The sequence below is a fragment of the Cylindrospermum stagnale PCC 7417 genome (assembly GCF_000317535.1).
Taxonomy (GTDB): domain Bacteria; phylum Cyanobacteriota; class Cyanobacteriia; order Cyanobacteriales; family Nostocaceae; genus Cylindrospermum; species Cylindrospermum stagnale.
The window spans coordinates 1362747-1384944 of sequence record NC_019757.1; the positions used below are offsets into that span (position 1 = coordinate 1362747).

Below are 22198 nucleotides of genomic sequence, written 5' to 3' on the forward strand. Positions count from 1 at the left end.
ATAAATATTAACTTCATTATACTCACACATAATTTTCATATAAGTCAACAGAATTTTCACTACTTTTTAGTAGTAGCTGTGATGGCAGGTTAAAAGCACTGGCAGTGAAGTGAGCAATATAAAATTCTGGCAACAGAAAAATACTTGTGTTGCAAAAACTATTTGAGGAGCAAATATTTCCTTTATAGATAAGTGTTTAAGGCTAATAAATTGACATTTATACTAAAAAGTGGTAGAGCAATTATTTGTTATTGGGAATACATTTTATCTTGGCTGGGAAAGCAATGGTTGACACCTCAACTTCCCAATGAAAAGAGGTCTTTAACTGAAGAGAATTGTTGCTAAACCTTTTACAGCTAAGTATAATACTGAGATTTACGGCTGATTTGTGCAGTGCAAACTTAGAACATAGGAATCCGTCTGGAAACTTACTTAAGTATACTGAGGTTTTAAGCTCCGTTATGCAAGTTTTCAACTACCCTAATTTTTCCGAAATAAAATCAGATTCCTAAGAGGTTGTTTTAAAAGTCATGGAAGGTATAATTTTGCAGTTCTGAATTGGGTCAACAGCAATGAAAAATCAAGGTTTCAGCCAGGTACTGAGATACTTTGCTGTGTTCACAATGAGAGCAAAATACCCTTTTAAAACATCCTCTAACTGCCGAAGTTTCGCTCAATATTAAGACGAAAGAGGGAAACTCTACAGAGGAAAAAAAATTAATTTCTTTGATGGACTGATAAATGGGTTAAAAATACTAAATATTTGTCATGATGAAAAATAAAATGAGCAGCAAAAAGCCGAGTTTGCCGCTGTTTGCTCTGTCACGAAACTTCTTTGATTAGCCGACCATCTTCCATATGAATTATGCGATCTGCAATATCTAAAATTCGGTTGTCATGAGTGACTATTAAGATAGCGCAATTCTGCTCTTTAGTTAGTTGTTGCATGAGATTAACAACATCTCGACCTGACTTACTATCTAAGGCTGCGGTAGGTTCATCAGCTAAGACCAATTTGGGATGGCTAACTAAAGCACGGGCGATGGCTACTCGTTGTTTTTGACCTCCTGAGAGATCAGATGGGTAGTAATTAACTCGATTACCCAATTTAACAGCCTGGAGTATAGCTTCTGATTGAATACGAGCTTCTCGTTCAGGAATATCTTTGTGTAGTTCCAGCGACATTTGAACATTTTGTCTAGCTGTTAAAAAATCTAGCAAGTTATGAGCTTGAAAAATATAGCCTATCTGGCGACGTACTTTGACTAATTTCTCATTACTAGCTCCACAAAGCTCTTGTCCTAGAAATTTAAGACTGCCTTCTTGGACAGAACGTAAACCACCAATCAGAGTTAGTAAAGTTGTTTTTCCTGAACCTGAAGGTCCAGTCATAATCATAATTTCTCCAGACTTAATAGCCAAATTAATGTCAAATAATGTCTGGGTACGTAAGGCTGTTTTACCAAAGTATTGATTGAGATTTTTAACATCTACAATAAAATTGGTTTGACTCATTTTCCTTAATTTGGTATGCAATAATTAGAAAATTTCTGCTGGGTCTACATTTCGCAATTTATTTGTTGATAAAAACCCAGAGATCAAACACATCAATATTGCAGAAAATAATACGATTAATGCTTTGTTTATATCCATGACAACTGGTAATTTAGTAGCATTTTTTGCTATGTCATACAGTCCGAGAGCTATAGCAAAACCTGGAATATAACCTAAAGCTGCTAAGATTAGAGCTTGTTGAAAAACTATACCTAAGAGGTATTTATTTTTAAAGCCCATTGCTTTTAGGGTTGCATATTCAGCTAAGTGAGAAGAAATATTACTATAAAGAATTTGATAGACAACAATTACACCAACAACAAATCCCATAATTACCATCAGGTTAAACACAAATCCAATAGGTGTCCTGAGAGTCCAATAGCTTTTTTCAAACTCAATAAAGCTTTGGCGGTTCATAACTATTACATCTTTAGGTAACTTGGCTGACAAATTTGCTAATACTTTTTGGGGATCGGCACCTGATTTGAGGTTAATTAAACCTATATCAATTTTTTGTGGCTGACGATCTTGGAATATCCGCAGAAAAGTTGACGAACTAACAATTAAATTTCCATCAACCCCAAAGGAAGGTCCAAGACTAAATAAGCCGCTAATTTTAACTTTGTAGCCTACTAAGCCAGAATAGCTAAATATTTCCAAGCTCACAGGTTTATTTTGCTTAAAATCTTGAGCAATTGGTCCAAACTCTGGTCGAGAAGCACTGTCAAATAAAACTTGGTTGGGAATTTGCAGCAGCTTAAAGTCTTGCTGAATTTCTGGCATTAAAAAAATTGATTTAACTGGGGCGAAACCAAGTATATATATGGGATATTTATGACCATTAATCATATTTTTCAGCTTGGCAAATTGTACATATAAAGGGCTGATTGATTCTACTCCATCAAAACCTAATGTTTGATATAAACGACTACGAGAAAAACTTTGATTTGAGGTCAAAGATTGATATTGAGCACTAATTATAAATAAGTCTCCTTGGAGATTTTTATGCAATTGTGTAGCACTGGCATAAAGGGCTTCTTGAAAGCCGATTTGCATAAACATCAGCACGGCAACAAAAGCAATCCCAGCCAAAGCGACTAAAAAGCGAATTTTTTGTCTAGCTAGTTGTAGCCAAGCTAGAGGTATATTGCGAAACATTTGTAAAACCTTTGTGAATCGAATCTATATTAGAATTGTCTTAAAAGTGCTGGTTGCTAAGTAATAAGTGCAATCAAAGAGACTTTAGCCTAAAATCTTAATAATAGTTAATGAGCATCTCTTGCCCAAGTATTGATATGTTTCAATTTTTTTTTGCCTGATTTTTATTATCCAGGGGATTTATATCTGAATGAGTACCTGTACTTGTAAGTCAGTCAGCCCTGAAATTCGTTGGTTATCTGATAAGTTATCGATGCGAATTTTGACATCGATAATTTTATTATCCGTATCTGCTCCTGGATTAGTAGTAAAGATATTCTGTTTGCCAACTCGCAAACCAATATCTGTGACGGTTCCCCGTATTTCCCCTGAAAAAGCATCGCCAGTAATCTTAGCCGACTGACCTAAACGCACTTTTTTGATGTCAGTTTCATAGACTTCTGCTACTACAAACATCTGCTGTGTGCGACCTAATTCAGCTATTCCCTGGCTACCGATCATTTCTCCGGGCCAAGCATTAATTTTCAGGACTTGGCCATTTATCGGAGAACGGACAGAACTTAAATCTAGGTCAGCCTCAGCCTGTTTAACTGAAGCTTTTGCACTCTCGACATCGGCTTGTGCTGCTTGCACATCGGTAGGGCGGACTTCAGCTATACTCACAAGCCTAGCTTTAGCCTCATTTAACCGCTTTTGTAAAGTTTCGACTGTTCGGGTGAGTGAAGCTTTAGCTTCCCTCATTTGCTGTTGAACAGTATCCACGCGCAAACGTTTAGTATCTGCATCGGAAGCGGAAACGGCACCATCTCGGTATAACTTTTGATATCTTCGATTCTCGGTTTCGGCATTACGCCACTCTGCATCTATACGAGCAATTGTCGCCTCTTGTGAGTAAATTTGCCCACGTAACTCTGCTTCTAGATTAGCAATTGTCGCTTCTTGTGCATAGATGTCACCGTCTTTAGCTCCTGCTTCTACCTTATAGAGACTAGCTTGGGCGACTTGGACTTGCCTATGGGCTTTTTCTAAGGCTGCAAAACGGGAATCGTAACTGTCAAGAATTGCTATCACTTGCCCCCGTTGCACTTTTTCGCCTTTGTTGATTAGGAGTTTGGCAACTCGAACACCCCCTCCTTGGGAATCGGGAGCAGACAGACGAATAACTTCCCCTTGAGGTTCTAAACGTCCTAAGGCTGCAACAGCAGTCATGGTAGGAGAATTACTTGGGGTAATTTCAGGTTGTACGCTATTCGTTAAACGAAATCGTGAAAGGCTGTAGAGTGATATTGCACCAGTAGCTACAGCCGTAGAAATTGCCAAAATTATCGACCACCAACCTACAGGTTTTGTGAATGACTGCTTTTCTTTATATACCATAATCATGTCTTCTCAGTTAGCGATCTCTGACGACAAGCCACTCTGCGTCTACGCAACTCTTGCATTTAACTGGTATGCAGTAAGCAGCTAGAATACTTGTCACCATTTGGCAAAGGTAAAGCTGGGAGGATGGATGGCGCGATCGCACACTCATTAGTTACCAATCGGTTAGCCGCATCAGATGTCAGTAAAGCGATTGGTGATTGTATGCATCTAAAAAGGGACATCTTTACTTGTTTAGCACTACCTCTTTTTTCTTTTTGACGATCGCTAAGTATTCGCTACGTGTGCCATCTACTCGGTAGTGGTCACAAATTTGGCAGAGTTTGAGGATGTCCAATCGGCTAAACACTTTTTGATGCTCAATTCCGTTATCATTTCGCCACCGCCAGAAAGTCGTCCGGTCAATGCGACGATTACTCTCAGGCCATCTTCGCCGCGATAGAAAATCTACCAGTTCTTCCTCATAAAAAGAGTAGCCTTTTGGTAACTTGAGCAGTTCTTCTCTTAACTCAGTTAGCGGGATGAGTGGATCTAACTCAGATAGTCTCATGCCAGCAAGCCCTTTTGTAGTTTCGTGTAAGTCCAATCATGCAGAAAGCTACACGCAATACGGTTTAATTGCACTAATTTGCATTGTCATACTGTACGCTTAACAGCAGATAGAGTGATGAGATAACAAGGTAAATTTATCTATTTCCTCTCCTACTTGACTAAACGAACAGTATATAGTGACGTCATTCAATCACACACAATAAACTGATTAAAACTCAATTGCAACCTATATGCAACATATTTACTAATAAATAATTTTTGATCTAGCTATATAAATATTGCTTGTAGGTTGCGAGAATTGACAGTTTTTTAATTGGGTTGATTTCCCGATGTTATTTATGATGTCTAAATCAGTAATTTAGTGCCTGGGCGAGCACTTTTTTCATCCTTTAGACATATTTACTAGTTACCAAAATTACACTCTTTTTAAAACCATTCTTTTGAGAGAGGAAATTTTTGTAAGCAATTGACTAATTGATATATGTAAAGGATAGTTGCTAAAAATATCAACTTTTGGATAGATCTAGAATAGATGAAAAAACTGATTGTTAGTACGGATACTTCACTAAAGCTATTTTCACTGGTATTTATCCCACTAGGATGTCAGAGTAGATTTAATGAGTCTGATCAACTTAGTTTCTCGCACACTTCTATTTGGATGTGACAGCCCACTAGTCTTAATAAATACCTAAGCTCATGAAGATCATCTACTTATAGCTAAAGCCTATCCGAGCAAAAAGAGAAATTGTTTAGTTTGATTTTCAGTAACTTGGAAAATGAACTGAAGTTATAAGTTTTCGTGGTTGTATTCCAGAACCCATAAAATTTATATGCGACTTTACCAAGTTTTATTTTGCTGAATGAGATACTTATTATCGGAGGCCATATCGTTGCATATAAGTTGCATATCTGTTGCCATCGAGAGGCACTTATTCTAATATCAACGCAAGTGGCGATTTGATTTAATGATCAAAAGTAGGATAAAGTTTCTGCATATAAGCATCTATCTGAATTAAGCCAACCAACGATTTATATTGCTGCCCACAAGCTAGCAATTTCTAAATTATCGGATTTCTGAAAAATTGTTCTTTCAAAAATGGATTTTCAGTTTCCTAGGTTGGAGAGAAAATCAATATCTCCACATTTCCAATTTGCCCGAGCATGATAGTGAATATATAGTGATGGCTGCTTCTAGGATTGAAGCTGTCTTGGCACAATTGCAAAACGAAACGAGCGATTGTGAAAAGGCTCTGCTCAAGCTTATAAAGTCGAAAAAAGATATGTCTCAAACCTCCATGCTAACCAGCAAAATAAATACACAATTGCAACAAACTAATGTTGCTATTATCGGGATGGCTTCTATATTCCCACAATCCAAAAATTTACAGGAATACTGGGAAAAAATTATTCAGAAAGTTGATTGTATTACTGATGTTCCTCCTTCCCGGTGGAGTATAGAAGATTACTATGATCCTAATCCTAAAGCACCTGATAAAACCTACTGCAAACGGGGTGGATTTATCCCAGACATCGATTTTAATCCGATGGAATTTGGGCTACCTCCCAATCTCTTAGAAGTCACAGATATTTCCCAGCTACTAGGTTTGGTTGTGGCTAAATCAGCGATGGAAGATGCTGGTTACGGAGAATCCCGACATTTTAATCACCAAAGTACTGGAGTAGTTTTAGGGGTAGCAATTGGCAGGCAGTTGGCAGTTCCCCTAGGTACCCGATTACAGTATCCGGTTTGGGAAAAAGTTCTCAGAGGTAGTGGCGTATCTGCTGAGGATACGCAAAAAATTATCGAGAAACTCAAAAATTCATATGTGCAGTGGGACGAGAACGCCTTCCCCGGTATGCTCGCTAATGTGATTTCGGGACGCATTGCCAATCGTCTGGATTTCGGGGGAATGAACTGTGTAGTGGATGCTGCCTGTGCCAGTTCATTGGGTGCTTTGAGAATGGCAATTAGTGAGTTAGTTGAGCATCGAGCTGACATGATGCTGACCGGTGGAGTTGACACCGACAACTCGATTCTTGCCTATATGTGTTTCAGCAAAACCCCTGCTGTTTCCCAAAACGAGAATGTCAAACCTTTTGATGTGGATTCCGATGGGATGATGCTCGGTGAAGGTGTGGGCATGTTGGTACTCAAGCGCCTGGAAGATGCCCAACGAGACAATGACAGAATTTATGCTGTTATTAAAGGTATTGGCACTTCTAGTGATGGTCGCTATAAAAGCATCTATGCGCCACGCCCTGAAGGTCAAGTCAGAGCGCTGCGTCGTGCTTATGAAGATGCGGGCTTTTCGCCTGCCAGTGTTGGTTTGATTGAAGCCCACGGTACTGGCACGATGGTGGGAGATCCAGCAGAATTCGCATCGATTAACGAAGTCTTTGGCGAAAATAATCCCAGAAAGCAATATATTGCTCTGGGTACTGTCAAATCCCAAATCGGACACACAAAAGCGGCTGCGGGTGCGGCGAGTTTGATTAAAGCTGCTTTGTCTCTGCATCACAAAGTATTGCCACCGACGATTAACATCACCAAACCGCATCCCAAACTCAAAATTGAAACTTCCCCATTTTATTTAAATACAGAAACTAGACCTTGGATTCGCCCCAATCACCAGCCAAGACGTGCGGGGGTGAGTTCCTTTGGCTTTGGTGGCACAAATTATCACGTTGTTCTAGAAGAATACGAAAACGAACACAGTCGCCCCTATCGTTTACACGCTAGTCCCCAACAGGTGTTACTATTTGCGGCTACGCCGGGGCAGTTGTTGTCGCGTTGTCAAGAGATACAACGGCAATGGCAATCTGATGCGGGAGAGCGGCATTACACAGAACTGATTGCGGCTTGTCAATCTCTAGAAATTCCGGTGACAAATGCCAGATTGGGGTTTGTCGCTGATTCTCTGAGTCAGGCTAGTGAATTTTTGCAAATCAGCATTGACTGGTTGACAAAGAAGCCACAAGTAGAATCTTGGGAACATCCCCAAAAAATTTATTATCGCCAAAGGGGGATGGCAACTCAGGCTAAAGTGGTGGCTCTATTTTCTGGGCAAGGCTCTCAATACCTAGAAATGGGTCGGGAACTGGTGATGAACTTTCCTGACTTGCGGCAGAACTTTGCACAAATGGATAGCCTGTTGTCTGAAGATAATTTGCAGCCTATCTCTGAGGTGGTTTTCCCGCCTCCTGTGTTTGATTCGGTGGCGAAGACTGCCCAGACAGAAGCTTTGCAACTGACGGAATATGCACAACCAGCAATTGGGGCTTTAAGTGCTGGTTTGTACAAGATATTGCAACAGGCTGGCTTGAAGCCGGATTTTGTTGCCGGTCATAGCTTTGGCGAACTGACAGCTTTGTGGGCTGGTGGTGTTTTGAGTGAGGCTGATTACTTTTTCTTGGTGAAAGCCAGGGGACAAGCTATGGCTACGCCAAAAGATCCTCAGTTTGATGCGGGTGCAATGTTGGCGGTGAGTGGGGACGTCTTGCAAGTGGTAGAACTGATCAAGAATTTCCCCAAAGTCACTGTTGCTAACTGGAATTCTCAGCATCAGGTGGTACTGGCTGGGACGAGTGAGTCCATCTCCCAAGTGCAGGAGGTTCTAAAAACTCAAGGGTTCTCTGCTGTTCGGTTAGGAGTTTCAGCGGCTTTTCACACTCCACTGGTGGCTCATGCTCAGAAACCCTTTGCCCAAGCTATTGAAAAAGTTACTTTCAATCCGGCTAAAGTTCCGGTTTACACCAATGTCACTGGCGGGAGTTACCCGACTGAGCCGCTAGCGATGCAAAAAATCCTCAAAGAACATTTGCAAAATCAGGTGTTGTTTCGGCAGGAAATCGAAAATATTTATGCTGAAGGTGGTTATTGCTTTATTGAATTTGGCCCAAAGAATATTCTCACCAATTTGGTTAAGGATATCCTCAAAGATAAACCGCATTTAGCTGTGGCCTTGAATGGCAATCCTACCAAAAATAGCGATGGGCTACGCCCCGCCCGAAGCGATCGCCAACCGCGCGTCGGGGACGACCGCACTCTGCGAGAAGCAGTTGTGCAGTTGCGCGTTGCTGGTATACCTTTAAGCAACTTAGACCCTTACCAAGTTGAGCACAAAATCCCCGAAGTTCCCAAACATAAACTGTTGAATGTGCGGTTGAACAGCACCAACTATGTTTCTGAGAAAACAAAACAGTCTTTTGAAAAAGCTCTCAACAATGGAATAAGAGTGGATTTGAAATCAGCACCACTGAACCATTCTATCCCCAAGGAAGCGCCGAAATCTCCCCGCCAGCCGGAAAAAGTACTCAACGGTACTGCTAAATCACCACAAAATGGGTATCAAGTGGACTTGCAACTAACACCAATCAACCACTCCATCCCCGATTACCCGCCACCATCTCCCCGTCAACCGGAGAAAGCAGCCAACGGTAACATCAAGTCTTTGCAAAATGGGAAATCAGACAAAATTGAGATCCAGGCGTTGGGTTACGAACGAGTTATAGACAGCTTAGAGTTGTCCTTAACTGAGTTCAGTCGCCAACAACGCGACATCTTAAATGTCCATGAACAATCTTTGCAGCATCAGACGGAATATACCAAAACTTTTCTCCAATTGATGCAGCAGCAGCATTCATTTTTGGGAAATGGTCAAATCACTGAACAACAGGCGCAAACTCAGCAACTGGCAATTTCCAGTTCTGAGCGTAGCATCATGCGGTTTCATGATCATCAAGCTGACACTCTCCGCATCCATGAGCGATATCTCAACTATCAGCACGACTACACGAATAACTACTTCCAATTAATCCAGCAACATTATCACCTGTTGCGTCCCGCAGATGTGGCTCAACACCATGTCCTACCGGTTGTCAACCATCAAGATAGTCCGGTTCTGGTGACAAGCTCCACCGCTGCTGTGATTCCCCCACGCTCACAGGTGGTTAATTTTGCAGATAGTCCGGTTTTGGTACCGACGCCAACCTTGACTGTGAGCAACTTTGAGCCACCAGTCACAATTAATGGTGTAAATCATCTCCAAGATCTGATTTTGCCTAAGGAGAATCGCACTGCAACCATCACGGTAACTCCTACAATCCCAATAACTATTGATCAAGCTACCCTAAGTCAAACTCTGCTCACTGTCGTGAGTGATAAGACTGGCTACCCAACAGAGATGCTAGATCTGTCGATGGATATTGAGGCAGATTTGGGGATTGATTCGATTAAGCGGGTGGAAATTTTGGGAGGTTTGCTAGAAATATACCCCGATTTACCCAGACCGAATCCAGAAGAACTGGCTCAACTGCGTACCCTCGGACAAATTGTTGAGTATATGCAGACTCTGGTTCCAGAAAACTCACCTGTACCAACAAACTCAGCACTCAAGACTCAGAACTCAGAACTCAGCACTCAGGACTCAGAACTCGGCACTCAGGACTCAGGACTCAGGACTCAGGACTCAGGACTCAGGACTCAGGACTCAGAACTCGGCACTCAGGACTCAGTACACATTACTCAAGCTATCCCCAGTGACCTCAGTCAAGTCTTGCTCACTGTTGTCAGTGATAAGACTGGCTACCCAACAGAGATGCTAGATCTGTCGATGGATATTGAAGCAGATTTGGGGATTGATTCGATTAAGCGGGTGGAAATTCTGGGGGGGTTGCTGGAGCTATACCCCAATTTACCCAAGCCGAATCCAGAAGAATTAGCTCAACTGCGTACTCTCGGCCAAATTGTTGATTATATGCAACAGCAGGCAGAGGTGGGTGAAAAAAAAATCCAAATTACAGTAGAGACGCCGGATTTTACCTTTCTTCCCAACCAGGAATTTGAGAGCAATCACCAGATTCGCCGCAGTCCGGTGAGACTGAAAGCGCTGCCGGAACCGGATATTTTGGATTTCACTTTACCTGAGCAGCATATTGCTTTAGTGACTGATGATGGTACCCCCACCACTGGGGAATTAGCAGCAGCTTTAACAGCAAGGGGTTGGAAAACTGTTGTTTTAAGCTTTCCTCTCTCGGTGATTAGACAACAGTTACCTTTAGCTGAGGGAATCAGTCGGGTGGTGCTGGCGAATTTGAGCGAGGAGCATTTACAACAACAGTTAGAAGCGATTGCCTCCGGCACGTCTTCGACGAACGCTAAAAACCACGGGGCGATCGCATCGGGCGGGGCGCAGCCCATCGCTGCATTCATTCATCTAAATCCCCGAAGTCAGGATCATGCAAGTCCTGGTGTCCGCTATCTGGAAACAGAAAAAACTATCCTGCGCCATGTCTTTTTAATCGCTAAATATCTCAAAGAACCGCTGAATCAAGCAGCTACCCAAGGACGCAGTTGTTTCCTGACTGTTGCTCGTCTGGATGGTCAGTTTGGACTAAGTCGCACAACCAACTTTGGGGCAATTAGCGCCGGACTGTTCGGACTCACCAAAAGTTTAAACTTGGAATGGGAAGATGTATTTTGCCGATCGCTTGATTTAAGCCCAGATTTAGAGCCTCAAGCGGCAGTAAAGTCTATCCTCGCTGAACTTTACGACCCCAATCGCTTGGTTACAGAAGTGGGATACAGTTCACGAGGACGTGTCACCTTGGTGGCGGAAACGCTTTCTTCTTCGCCAAAAACCTATCCTCAATCACCCATCAGTAATCCTCAATCCCAAGTATTTCTTGTCAGTGGCGGTGGCAAAGGAATTACCGCTCAGTGCGTGATCAAATTAGCGCAGCAATATCGATCTAAATTTATTCTGCTGGGTCGTTCTAGTACAGAGCCAGAACCTGTATGGGCTGAGGGTTGGCAAACTGAAGCCCAATTAAAACAGCGGATTATGGAGGATTACCTGGCTAAAGGCGAAAAGCCTACACCTGTAATGGTGCAGAAAAAGTTTCAGGCTATTTCCTCCCAACGGGAAATCCAAAACACTATCCAGGCGATTCAGCAAGCGGGTGGACAAGCGGAATATGTGAGTGTGGATGTTAGCGATGCGATCGCTCTCCAAGAGAAACTAGCCGATGTAGTTAAGCGCACTGGAGCAGTCACAGGAATCATTCACGGCGCTGGGAATCTCGCCGATAAGCGGATTGAGAAAAAATCAGTCCAGGATTTTGAAACAGTTTATGCCGCCAAAGTCAAAGGTTTAGAAAACCTGCTGCACTGTGTCCCCCCCAGCCAACTGCAATATTTAGTCTTGTTTTCCTCTGTGGTTGGGTTTTACGGCAACGTGGGACAATCTGATTATGCGATCGCCAACGAAATACTCAACAAATCAGCCCATCTCATCAAGCTCAACCATCCAGATTGTCATGTAGTGGCAATTAATTGGGGCCCTTGGGACAGTGGCATGGTATCACCAGAATTAAAGAAAGCTTTTGCCGAGCGCAATATCGAAACAATCCCCATTGAAGTGGGAACACAAATGTTAGTTAATGAACTAGCTCACGGCAATCAAGAAATCGTGCAATTAGTGATTGGTAGTCCTCTGTTATACACACCACAAGTATTAGCCAATCAGTTTAAAACCTTTCGGATTCAGCGGCGATTAACATCCTTCTCCAATCCATTTTTACAAGACCATGTAATTGCTGGTAATGCCGTTCTTCCCGCAACTTGTGCCCTGACATGGATTGCTAACACCTGTGAACAACTCTATCCTGGTTATACATTTTTTTCTTGTCCAAACTACAAGGTTTTAAAAGGAATCGTTTTTGATGAAAATCTGGCAAATGAATACAGTTTAGACTTGCAAGAAATTACTAAAACTGAAGGCGAAGAAATAGAGTTTGAAGCCAAAATTTGGAGTAAAAATTCAGCAGAAAAGACCCGATACCATTTTAGTGCCCAGGTGAAGCTGAAACGAAATCTTCCTAGCACCCCTACTTATGAACAACTGAATTTAAATCAAGATCAGAACCTCCTCGCCATAACATCGCTTTATCAAAGTGGGGCAGGAACCTTGTTTCATGGAGTGACTTTCCAAGGCGTCAAATCTCTCTTAAACGCTAGTCCAGGAAAATTGACAATGGAATGTTTATTGCCAAATCCAGGAGAAAAGCAACAAGGACAATTCCCAGCTCAAACATTCAATCCATATATTGCAGATGTTCAGGTTCATTCACTATGGATTTGGACGCAACATTTTTATCAACAAGTTTGTTTACCTTCAGAAATTAAAGTTTTTGAACAGTTTGCTCCTATCCCCTTTGGTGAAACCTTTTACGTCTCTTGCGAAGTCAAGTCAAAAACAGAATCAGCCGTAGTTGCTGATGTTATTGCACACGATCAACAAGGGAAAATATATAACCGCATGATTGGAGCCAAGGGAACAATTTTACCTAAGCAAGTCTGAAAAAATTAGACACAAACTCAACACAGTTGAAATAAAATCCCCCACTTTTTCAGTAGCGACAATCAAAATTTAACCCCCTGGAAAAGGGGGTTGGGGGATTTCCTAGAATTAAACTCAATTTAGTCTAGATAAAAAATCCCTCTAGGTCGCGGCTCTTCGCTGAGAACCACCAACTAAACTGCATTGATGAGAAAACTGTAAAGGCAAAATTTATACATCATTTTCAGGAGATAAATAATGGAAAAATCTTCCCCAAATAAAAATCCTAAAATGGCAATTATTGGGATGGATTGCTTTGTCGGTGGCTGTCAGGGATTAGATGCTTTTGAACGCAGTATTTATGAAGGTACTCAGCACTTTATTCCCCTGCCTCGTCACCGCTCACAAGCCATAGAAATGCCGGAGCAATTGCTGATAAATCCTGAATTTGCCAATAAGATAACACCATTAGGAGCATACATCAAAGATTTTGAAATTGATGTTTTGAGATTACTAATACCGCCAGAAAAAGTAGATAAATTCAAGCCTGAAGAATTGTTGATGCTGAAGGTAGCAGATAATGCGCTGAAAGATGCCGGACTCCATCAACAGACAAAGATAGCAGTTGTAATTGTCACAGCAGCAGAATTATCTCTGGGGCAAATACCCGACAGTGAAAACCTAGGTCAAAATCCAAATAAATTAGCTAGTTATATTTCCCGTCTCTGGGATTCTGCTAGTCCAGCATTTGCATTAACTGCCGAACAAAATTCTGTTTTTCAAGCCTTGATGTTGGCTCAAAAACTACTAGCGAATAAACAAGTAGATGCTATTCTAGTTGGTGCAGTTGATTTGTCTGGAGTAGAAAATCATCAGACAAATGTCAACACAGGTGTAAATACCCTCAGTTACGACCAAAACGTTAATGGTTCTGTCGTTGGGGAGGGTGCAGCCGCTGTAGTTTTGAAACTCCATGACACAGCAAAACAAGATCATCATCGCATATATGCAGTGATTGATGCTCTTGGACTGGTGGAAAATTCCCAACTCCACCCGGAAGCAGTCACCCAAGCTTGTAAGGTGGCTTTTAACTTAGCAGATATCAAACCAACAGATATTGGCTATTTGGAAGTTTTTGCAAGTGGAGTTCAACAGCAAGATCAGGCAGAGATTCAGGGTTTAATCCAGGCTTATCGCACTACTGAACCACATCTAAGTTGTGCAATTGGCAGTGTAAAGGCTAACATTGGGCACACTTATGCAGCATCAGGAATAGTTAGTCTCATAAAAACAGCACTCTGCCTCTATCACCGCTACATTCCCGCAGTTCCCCAGTGGTCTAACCCCAAAATGCCAGAAGACTGGCTTTTGAGTCCCTTTTATGTTGCTCCTCAATCAAAACCTTGGTTTTTAGAAGCAGAAGCCACTAGAAGAATCGCTGCCGTTAACAGTATGGATCTAGATGGCAGCTACGCACACTTAATTTTGTCAGAGGAACCAAGTCAGAAAAATTACAGCAGTAGATATTTAGAGCAAATGCCTTTTTATCTATTTGCGATCGCAGCTGATGATCAATCAAGCTTATTAGAGCAGCTTTCCACCCTCCAACAAAATATCACAGATTGCCCTTCCCTATCTGCTGCCACTAGCCTGAACTTTACAGCCTTTCAAAAGCATCAAAAAGCAACTTACGCCTTAGCAATTCTCGGACGCAACGTTGATGAATTAACACGAGAAATAGAGCGGGCAATCCAGGGCGTTCCTACTGCATTTAATACAGGGGAACCCTGGCAAACTCCCATAGGGAGCTACTTTACGCCCAAACCACTTGGAGCACAAGGTAAAGTAGCTTTTGTTTACCCCGGTTCCTTCAGTTCTTATATTGGACTAGCCCAAAATCTCTTCCGCTTATTTCCCCAAATTCACGATGACCCGGTAATCAAGAACGTTTACAAACGTGTCGCCAATATAGAGAAACTTCTCTATCCCAGAAGCTTGAAAAAATTACCTAAAAAGCAACTGGAAATTCTCGAACAACAATTGATAAATGATCCAGTAACAATGCTCGAATCTGAAAGCGGCTTTGCTGGAATCATGACGGCAATACTCAAAAATTATTTCCAAATCCAGTCCCAATGTGCATTTGGATATAGCCTCGGCGAAACTAGCGCTATGCTGGCTCAGGGTGTCTGGACAAGCTTTAAAGATACCAGCGATTACTTGAACTCATCCCCTCTCTTTAAAACCCGCTTATCTGGTACTAAAAACGCAGTGCGCGAATATTGGGGATTACCCCAAGAGCAAGATAGTCAAGGGCAGGACTTTTGGAGCAACTATGTTCTCATGTGTCCAGTATCTCGCGTTAGAGAAGCTCTCAAACAAGAGAACCGCGTCTATTTATCTCTGATTAATACACCAGAAGAAGTTGTAATTTCTGGTGAAACGCAAGCCTGTCAGCGGGTGATTCAAAACCTAAATTGTGATGCTTTCCCTACCCAAATAAAACACGTAATCCATTGCCAGCCAATGCAATCGGAGTACGGTGAGCTAGTGAAAATAAACACCTTACCTATTCAAAACATACCAGAAACTGTTTTTTATTCCGCAGCCGCTTATGAACCCATTACCCTCGACAGTCATTCTATTGGTAACAACATAGCCAAATGCCTCTGTCAAGAGCTTGATTTCCCTCGATTAATTAACCGCGTCTACGACGATGGCTATAAAATATTTATCGAAGTAGGCGTTGGTAGTAACTGCTCAAGATGGATTGGACAAACCCTACAGCAAAAAGAACACGTCACCATATCTGTTAATAGAAGAGGTGTAGACGATCATATTTCTATTGTTAAAGCTTTAGCAAAACTCCTCAGTCATCGGGTTAATTTAGACTTATCTCCACTGTTTTCTCCCTCACCAGTCGATTCAAGCCAAAACCAGTCAATCGTCAGAACTGTCAAGTTAGATAGTAGTGAAATTAGTGCCTATTATTTGGGTAAAAAAAACCAAAAATTTATCAAGGATACATCTTTGCACTCTCTAGTAAATACAGATGATAAACAGCAGTATGCACCAGTAAAATCCAGTTATAGCTTAGTTGAAGAAAAACATCTGCCCAATTTACGCAACCCTCACTATCAAAAACTAAGTGACAACAATGCCCGCGTCACCAAAACTCACGCTGTTTTATTGCAGGCTCGGCAGGAATCACTAGAACAAATAAGTGTCATGCTTCAGCAGCAACTAACTCTTTACCAAAAGCTAGTTGAACAAGTAAGCAAACTAAAATAAGCCAAAATTCAAAAATATACCATGACTAAGCTATTTGTGAGATTTGTGTTTTTTATTACTTAATAACACATTGAAAACAGTCTCACAAGTAAAAGTAATCTGGCACAGACTAATAAATTTTTCTAGCTATTAGAGAAATTTATTAAAATAAGTTTCTCGTCAAACGTCTCCTGAAATTAGAGGTTGGATAACGTGATTGGCACAGATAATATCCTGAATAAACAAAACAATTACCTAAGATTTTCTAGCTCCAGGTTTTTTGGCAACTACAATCAAGTTTGGCAAGGTTATTTAGATACTGTATCTTTTGAGCAAGAGGGCATCAAATCTAAACTGCGGAATTTAGATAAACCTTGTTACATTATCAATAATAAAGGGCAAATAGGCGTTACCAATGAAGGTGACTGGGGTAATGCCAACAATGGCAAAACAGAACAAATGGAAATGCTAATTGCAGTTCCACCCCTGACAATTCAACAGTTAGGTGATCCAACTTTTCTAGATTTTCATGGTGTAAAATATGCCTATTTTACTGGGGCAATGGCTCATGGTATTGCTTCTGAAGAATTAGTAATTGCACTAGGAAAAGAGAAAATTCTGAGTTCATTTGGTGCAGGCGGTTTAGCTCCTTCCCGCATTGAAGCAGCTATTAACCGTATTCAACAAGCCCTGAAACAAGAACCTTACGCTTTTAACTTACTCCACAGTCCTAGCGAACCTGCTATTGAACGCCGTACCGTTGATTTATATCTCCAATATCAGGTGAGAACAATAGAAGCTTCTGCTTTTTTAGATTTAACTGACAACATCGTCTATTATCGAGCTGCGGGACTGAGTTTAAATGCAGCCAATCAAATTGAAATTAAAAATAAAGTCATCGCTAAAATTTCTCGCAGAGAAGTTGCCACAAAATTCCTTCAACCTGCTCCCATTAAAATTCTCAAACAATTAGTTGAGCAGGGTTTCATCAGTGAATTACAAGCAACTCTTGCTGAAAAAATTCCTATGGCTGATGATATCACCGTAGAAGCTGATTCAGGCGGTCATACAGATAACCGTCCGCTGATTTGTTTGTTACCTTCCATCCTGGAATTGAGAGATCAAATTCAAAGCAAATTTTGTTATCAAAAACCAGTCAGAATTGGAGTAGCAGGTGGAATAGCCACCCCACAATCAGCATTAGCTGCCTTTATGATGGGTGCTGCTTATGTTGTCACTGGCTCCATCAATCAATCCTGCATTGAAGCTGGAACTTCTCAATACACCAAAGATCTACTAGCTCAAGCCGAGATGGCTGATGTGATGATGGCTCCGGCAGCCGATATGTTTGAAATGGGGGTAAAGCTGCAAGTTCTCAAGCGCGGAACTCTCTTTCCTCTCCGGGCACAAAAACTGTTTGACTTATATAAAAACTATGACTCAATTGACGACATTCCCCAAGTGGATAGAGACAAATTAGAAAAACAAATCTTGCGAAAAAGTCTCCAAGCAGTTTGGCAAGAAACAGCTACTTATTTAGCTCAACGAAATCCCGATAAATTAAGCAAAGCAGCTAATAACCCCAAACTCAAAATGGCATTAATTTTTCGCTGGTATCTGGGACTATCTTCCCGTTGGTCAAACTCAGGTGAAAAAGGTCGAGAAATTGATTATCAAATCTGGTGTGGACCAGCAATGGGCAGCTTTAATGATTGGGTGAGAACATCTTACTTAGCTGAACCTCATAATCGGAAAGTAGTTGATATTGCTTACCACATTATGACAGGAGCCGCCTTTTTATATCGAATACAAAGTTTAAAGATTCAAGGTCTGTACATCCCAGATACTTACAGTCAATATCGTCCAGTTAGGTTTACTAAAATTTGAGTCTTTTAGATTAATCTAAAAAGCTAATTCAATTAAAAACCTGGCTAAATAGAACTCAGCTATTTACCCTGATCAAGCAGCGGCATCTTAGAAAATAACGGCTTGCATATTAGTTAGGCATCCAAAAAAATATTTTTGTCAGGATATATTTTTTTTATTGTTGCTGCGAAATAGCTAGCTTTCGCAGAAATAAATATAAATTTATCCGGTTAGAAAAGAATAGTTAAAGAATATCTGAATAGATTTAACTATCTATTCAGATAATAGCAAATATGTCTGACAACAGAAATTTGGGACATCTTGAACAAGTCATGGAAGTTCTCAATGCCAGTGCCAAAACCTGGAATTTAATAACTGTTAGTCGCCTCAATAAACCTCTAAATAAAGATATTTTGAGACAGGCTATAGATATTATTCAGTATCGTCATCCTCGTCTAAACTCTCGGATTATTAATTCTCAGGAGAGTCTAATTTTTCAAACAGAAGGGACACCCAAAATTCCTTTGCACGTTGTGAAAAAAATAAACAGTGAGCAGTGGCAAGAAGTGGTTAATGAAGAGATGAACAGGAAAATTGATAGTAGCCAAAATCTACTACGAGTGGTGCTTGTTTATGTCCTGAACAATAACCATATTAGTTACCTAATTACAACAGCACATCATGCGATTACAGACGGATTATCCAGCATTCAACTACACTCAGAGATCTTAAATCATTGCCAAAAGATTGCATCTGGTAGTCTACTTAACCCAGTTAATAGCTTGTCCCCACTGCCACCTATAGAAGAACTACTACCCCAATGGACAAAAGGTTTTAGAGGCAGGATAAGTAGCATTTTATTATTGTTACAACTGGCACTTCAAAAAATTTGGCATCGACCAGAAACATTAGGCTTTGAAGAGTACGTACCCATAGCCAATCGTCATTGCAATATTATTCACAGACAGCTTGACCCGGAGTTGACTCAACGGCTTGTAAATCGTTGCCGACAAGAAAATACAACAGTAGATAGTGCTTTATGTGCCGCACTGATGTTTACAGTAGGGAGAAAAATTATTAAAGGTAATAGAAAACAAGTGCGAGTGAACTGCCTATCATATCTAGATTTGAGAAGACGTCTGGAACCTAAAATTGGTGAGGAGCATATGGCTGTGTTGGCAGCATCTATCATGGGATTTTATACCATCCAAACCAACACATCTTTCTGGGAATTAGCTCGGCAGGTAAAACAAAAGCTGGAAGTTGGGATTAAGCAAGGTGTTATCTTTAATATGATCTTGATTGCCAAACAACTCATAGATTTTTGTTTTATCTACCCCAATCAAGTAGCTGCCACGGTATCTATTTCTAATATTGGCAAAGTAAACATCCCCAATATTTATGGTGATCTGGAACTAGAAGAAATCAGTTTTGCTGCTTCACATGCTTTGTATGCAGGTCTTTTCGTAATCCATGCATCAACTTTTCAGGAAAAAATGCTGTTAAATTTTGTGTTTTCTCAGCCCTCAATTAGTCGGCATCGGATGGAGGAACTTGTAAATAAAGTCATTCACTGCATTCTTGATGTTTGCGTCTTAAATTTAGATCCGTCTTTTCTATCCCAGATGGAAAGTTAAAGTATCCGGGGAAGACAAATACTATTTCACTGCTGTCCATGAACTTTTACTTTAGAGGTGTGTCAATGAGCGAGAATATTCCTAATTTCCGGGTCAAGAATGCCTACACTACTGTGGAGATTCAAGAGTGGCTAATTACTAACATTTCTTATGTACTAGGAGTCGAACCAGATCAGATAGATATCCATGAACCGTTGGAAAACTATGGTTTAGATTCAGGACAAGCGATGATTTTAGCCAGTAAAGCTGAAAAGTTTCTGGGGTTTAAGTTGTCTCTTATCCATTTATGGTACTACCCCACTATTGAAGAGCTTGCTCAACGTTTAGCCGAAGAAGTGGAAGATTCTAAGTCAGAAATTTTTCAGATTTAAAACCATAAATCTTGTTGAATATCTGACAATTTTTTTGGTATTGACTCCTTGGTAATGGACACTTCACTAAGATATAAAACTCCTTTAGTGAGGTGTCTTCTTCTCTGAGTTATTGATTGTTAGTTTAACAGCTAAACAAATTTATTCTTGTATATCTAAGTTTTAGTTTTGGTCAAGGGAGATTTGAAAAATATGAACGCATCAGAACTTTTGGAAAAACTGAATCAACAGGGTGTTCAATTATGGGTAGATAACAACAAACTAAATATTCGCTCTCCCAAAGGAATCATTACACCAGAAATACAAATAGAACTAGCTACCCGTAAAGCAGAAATTTTGGCACTCCTTCAGGCAACGGATATTGCTACTAAATCTGCATCTGTCCCGCTAAGTCAGGGGCTAAGTTTGCAAACCATTGGACGGTTAATTAGTGGATTTATTGGAGAATCACCTGCGGGATATCAGCCACCAATTATTAATCCTAAAGTGATGGCGCAAAACCTCAGTGTAACTTTTAGACCTTTACCTCATGGCTATAAAAATGAAGCAATTATTAAATTCCGACAAGAATTAGTAAATAAACTAAAAGTTTACGGGGTAAAGGTTCTCACTTGGGAGGAAGCAACGACTGAATTTCGCTATAACATCACGCTGCCAATAATTAACTGGAATCAAAGCTTAAAAATGAAGGGTGTTAGAGCCGAAGTTGATGCAGTCATTGATATAGAAAGACCTAATTCTTTACTAGGAAAATTAGGAATATTTATTGCAGAAACTTTGTATACAATTTATCATAAGTGGCTGTTAAAAAATCGTGAAATGTCTGTGGTAAAAATTGCTAAACTGAGCAGTTGGGCTGAAGACCATGCAGCTAAGTATGTTGAAGATCCAACCAATACTCAGGTAATTATAATCACCGAATTAGATGAAAAATTTGTTAACCCCCTACTGCCGTATCAAGAAAAAATAAATATTGGAATAAACACCTTAGTCAGAACATTTTCTGAAATTGTCATTGGTGTATCGGCTGACAAAATTTCTATTTTAAATATGAATCTTTCCGATTCTATTTTTGGGCAAAATGAAATAGAAAATTTTGTCTTAAAGTCACTTATTCCTAAAGTCTTTGTTCCCATTGCTCCCCTCTTACTGAGCCGATTTGAGGTGGGACAGTTTAACCCTCATGAATCTAATTATGCGGCAAAATTGGTTAAATTAGGTCAAGAACTGGCTTCAACAGGTCTATTTCCACCTGGTTTTAAGCTTTCTGAGGTTATTAAAAGACAGTCTCATAGAGATATTGTCAATGTCATCGTTAACGGCAGGACGGGTGTCTCTTATGGTTTTGTTGCTTATGCAGAACCTCCGCGCTATGTAGGACCACTAGAAATAACTGCCAATGAGTGGGAAACTCTTTTATCTGTTGAGGGATTTAGTAGTAATGAACTTCGTCAAAATCAACAAGGTAGACGTTATATAAAAACCATAATTGCTGAAGAAACTGTATTTAAGCAAATCCCCGATATTTGGCTAGTCAGTTCTCGTTCAGGTTCAAACAAAACAGACTTGTATCTTGAAAGTGATGTTATCCGTATTGGTTTGCAAGACAAGTTATATCTCCAATTACCAGCAGGGGTTCAGCCTCAAATGGCAGATATCAAACCTTCTTATGATATCTATGTCATGCTTGCCATTAGTCTAGCCGCTGCTTTGTATACTCCAGAATTAATTAAAGATGGTGCGCCAATGGTTCACTTCCACGGCTATCCGTCATTTGATTGGTTTAAGCCTAACGAATACTACGTTGGAGTGGATAATCCTTCTGTACCTTGTGGAACATATGAATCAGGAGTACTCAATTTTTTAGGTATTTCTAACTTTGCAAACAAACAGATCAGTAATATGGACTTAATTAGTTTGGTAGAACCAGATCATGGGACGAATTTTATTGCCCATGATGGCGAATATCTAGTTGAAAGGTTGAAGGCTGGATGTGTAGATAAAACGATTGAACTAGGTGGTAAATATTTTGCTTCTCTCAAGGCAAATCTAGCTAAAAACTAAAACATAA

General features: G+C 40.5%; 11 protein-coding genes. 6 read left to right on the forward strand and 5 right to left on the reverse strand.

Annotated features, from left to right (window positions below; all coding sequences use genetic code 11):
• Positions 1–822 precede the first annotated feature (822 nt).
• From CYLST_RS05650 to CYLST_RS05665, 5 genes are all read right to left on the reverse strand, one after another.
• Positions 823–1515, reverse strand: a complete 693-nt coding sequence (locus CYLST_RS05650) for a DevA family ABC transporter ATP-binding protein (protein ID WP_015206748.1) — start codon at positions 1513–1515, stop codon at positions 823–825.
• A 24-nt stretch (positions 1516–1539) separates the two neighbouring features.
• On the reverse strand, positions 1540–2712 hold the full coding sequence (gene devC, locus CYLST_RS05655) for an ABC transporter permease DevC (RefSeq protein WP_015206749.1): 1173 nt from the start codon (positions 2710–2712) through the stop codon (positions 1540–1542).
• Between the two features lie 180 nt (positions 2713–2892).
• Complete coding sequence (locus CYLST_RS05660) at positions 2893–4089, reverse strand: ABC exporter membrane fusion protein (RefSeq protein ID WP_041233455.1); 1197 nt, start codon at positions 4087–4089, stop codon at positions 2893–2895.
• 65 nt (positions 4090–4154) lie between these two features.
• On the reverse strand, positions 4155–4316 hold the full coding sequence (locus CYLST_RS34200) for a hypothetical protein (RefSeq protein WP_157162534.1): 162 nt from the start codon (positions 4314–4316) through the stop codon (positions 4155–4157).
• A 2-nt stretch (positions 4317–4318) separates the two neighbouring features.
• Entirely contained in the window at positions 4319–4642 is a 324-nt protein-coding gene (locus tag CYLST_RS05665) for a hypothetical protein (protein WP_015206751.1), read from the reverse strand.
• A gap of 1183 nt (positions 4643–5825) precedes the next feature.
• Here CYLST_RS05665 and CYLST_RS05670 point away from each other — a divergent pair.
• The 6 genes from CYLST_RS05670 to CYLST_RS05695 all read left to right on the forward strand — a co-directional run bounded on the left by CYLST_RS05670 (position 5826) and on the right by CYLST_RS05695 (position 22191).
• On the forward strand, positions 5826–13004 hold the full coding sequence (locus CYLST_RS05670) for a type I polyketide synthase (RefSeq protein WP_041233456.1): 7179 nt from the start codon (positions 5826–5828) through the stop codon (positions 13002–13004).
• Between the two features lie 237 nt (positions 13005–13241).
• Complete coding sequence (locus tag CYLST_RS05675; protein ID WP_015206753.1) at positions 13242–16274, forward strand: PfaB family protein; 3033 nt, start codon at positions 13242–13244, stop codon at positions 16272–16274.
• 210 nt (positions 16275–16484) lie between these two features.
• The gene (locus tag CYLST_RS05680; protein ID WP_425389079.1) at positions 16485–18140 is read left to right on the forward strand and encodes a PfaD family polyunsaturated fatty acid/polyketide biosynthesis protein; all 1656 of its coding nucleotides are present in this window, start codon (positions 16485–16487) and stop codon (positions 18138–18140) included.
• 272 nt (positions 18141–18412) lie between these two features.
• Positions 18413–19756, forward strand: a complete 1344-nt coding sequence (locus CYLST_RS05685; RefSeq protein WP_015206755.1) for a phthiocerol/phthiodiolone dimycocerosyl transferase family protein — start codon at positions 18413–18415, stop codon at positions 19754–19756.
• Between the two features lie 65 nt (positions 19757–19821).
• Entirely contained in the window at positions 19822–20127 is a 306-nt protein-coding gene (locus tag CYLST_RS05690; protein WP_015206756.1) for a phosphopantetheine-binding protein, read from the forward strand.
• A gap of 192 nt (positions 20128–20319) precedes the next feature.
• Entirely contained in the window at positions 20320–22191 is a 1872-nt protein-coding gene (locus CYLST_RS05695) for a TubC N-terminal docking domain-related protein (RefSeq protein WP_015206757.1), read from the forward strand.
• The last annotated feature ends 7 nt before the right edge of the window (positions 22192–22198 follow it).

Coding starts and splice junctions, on each gene's coding strand:
- CYLST_RS05650 (WP_015206748.1), bottom strand. CDS start 1,515: ATGAGTCAAACCAATTTTATTGTAGATGTTAAAAATCTCAATCAATAC.
- CYLST_RS34200 (WP_157162534.1), bottom strand. CDS start 4,316: ATGTCCCTTTTTAGATGCATACAATCACCAATCGCTTTACTGACATCT.
- CYLST_RS05670 (WP_041233456.1), top strand. CDS start 5,826: ATGGCTGCTTCTAGGATTGAAGCTGTCTTGGCACAATTGCAAAACGAA.
- CYLST_RS05675 (WP_015206753.1), top strand. CDS start 13,242: ATGGAAAAATCTTCCCCAAATAAAAATCCTAAAATGGCAATTATTGGG.
- devC (WP_015206749.1), bottom strand. CDS start 2,712: ATGTTTCGCAATATACCTCTAGCTTGGCTACAACTAGCTAGACAAAAA.
- CYLST_RS05695 (WP_015206757.1), top strand. CDS start 20,320: ATGAACGCATCAGAACTTTTGGAAAAACTGAATCAACAGGGTGTTCAA.
- CYLST_RS05685 (WP_015206755.1), top strand. CDS start 18,413: ATGTCTGACAACAGAAATTTGGGACATCTTGAACAAGTCATGGAAGTT.
- CYLST_RS05690 (WP_015206756.1), top strand. CDS start 19,822: ATGAGCGAGAATATTCCTAATTTCCGGGTCAAGAATGCCTACACTACT.
- CYLST_RS05660 (WP_041233455.1), bottom strand. CDS start 4,089: ATGGTATATAAAGAAAAGCAGTCATTCACAAAACCTGTAGGTTGGTGG.
- CYLST_RS05665 (WP_015206751.1), bottom strand. CDS start 4,642: ATGAGACTATCTGAGTTAGATCCACTCATCCCGCTAACTGAGTTAAGA.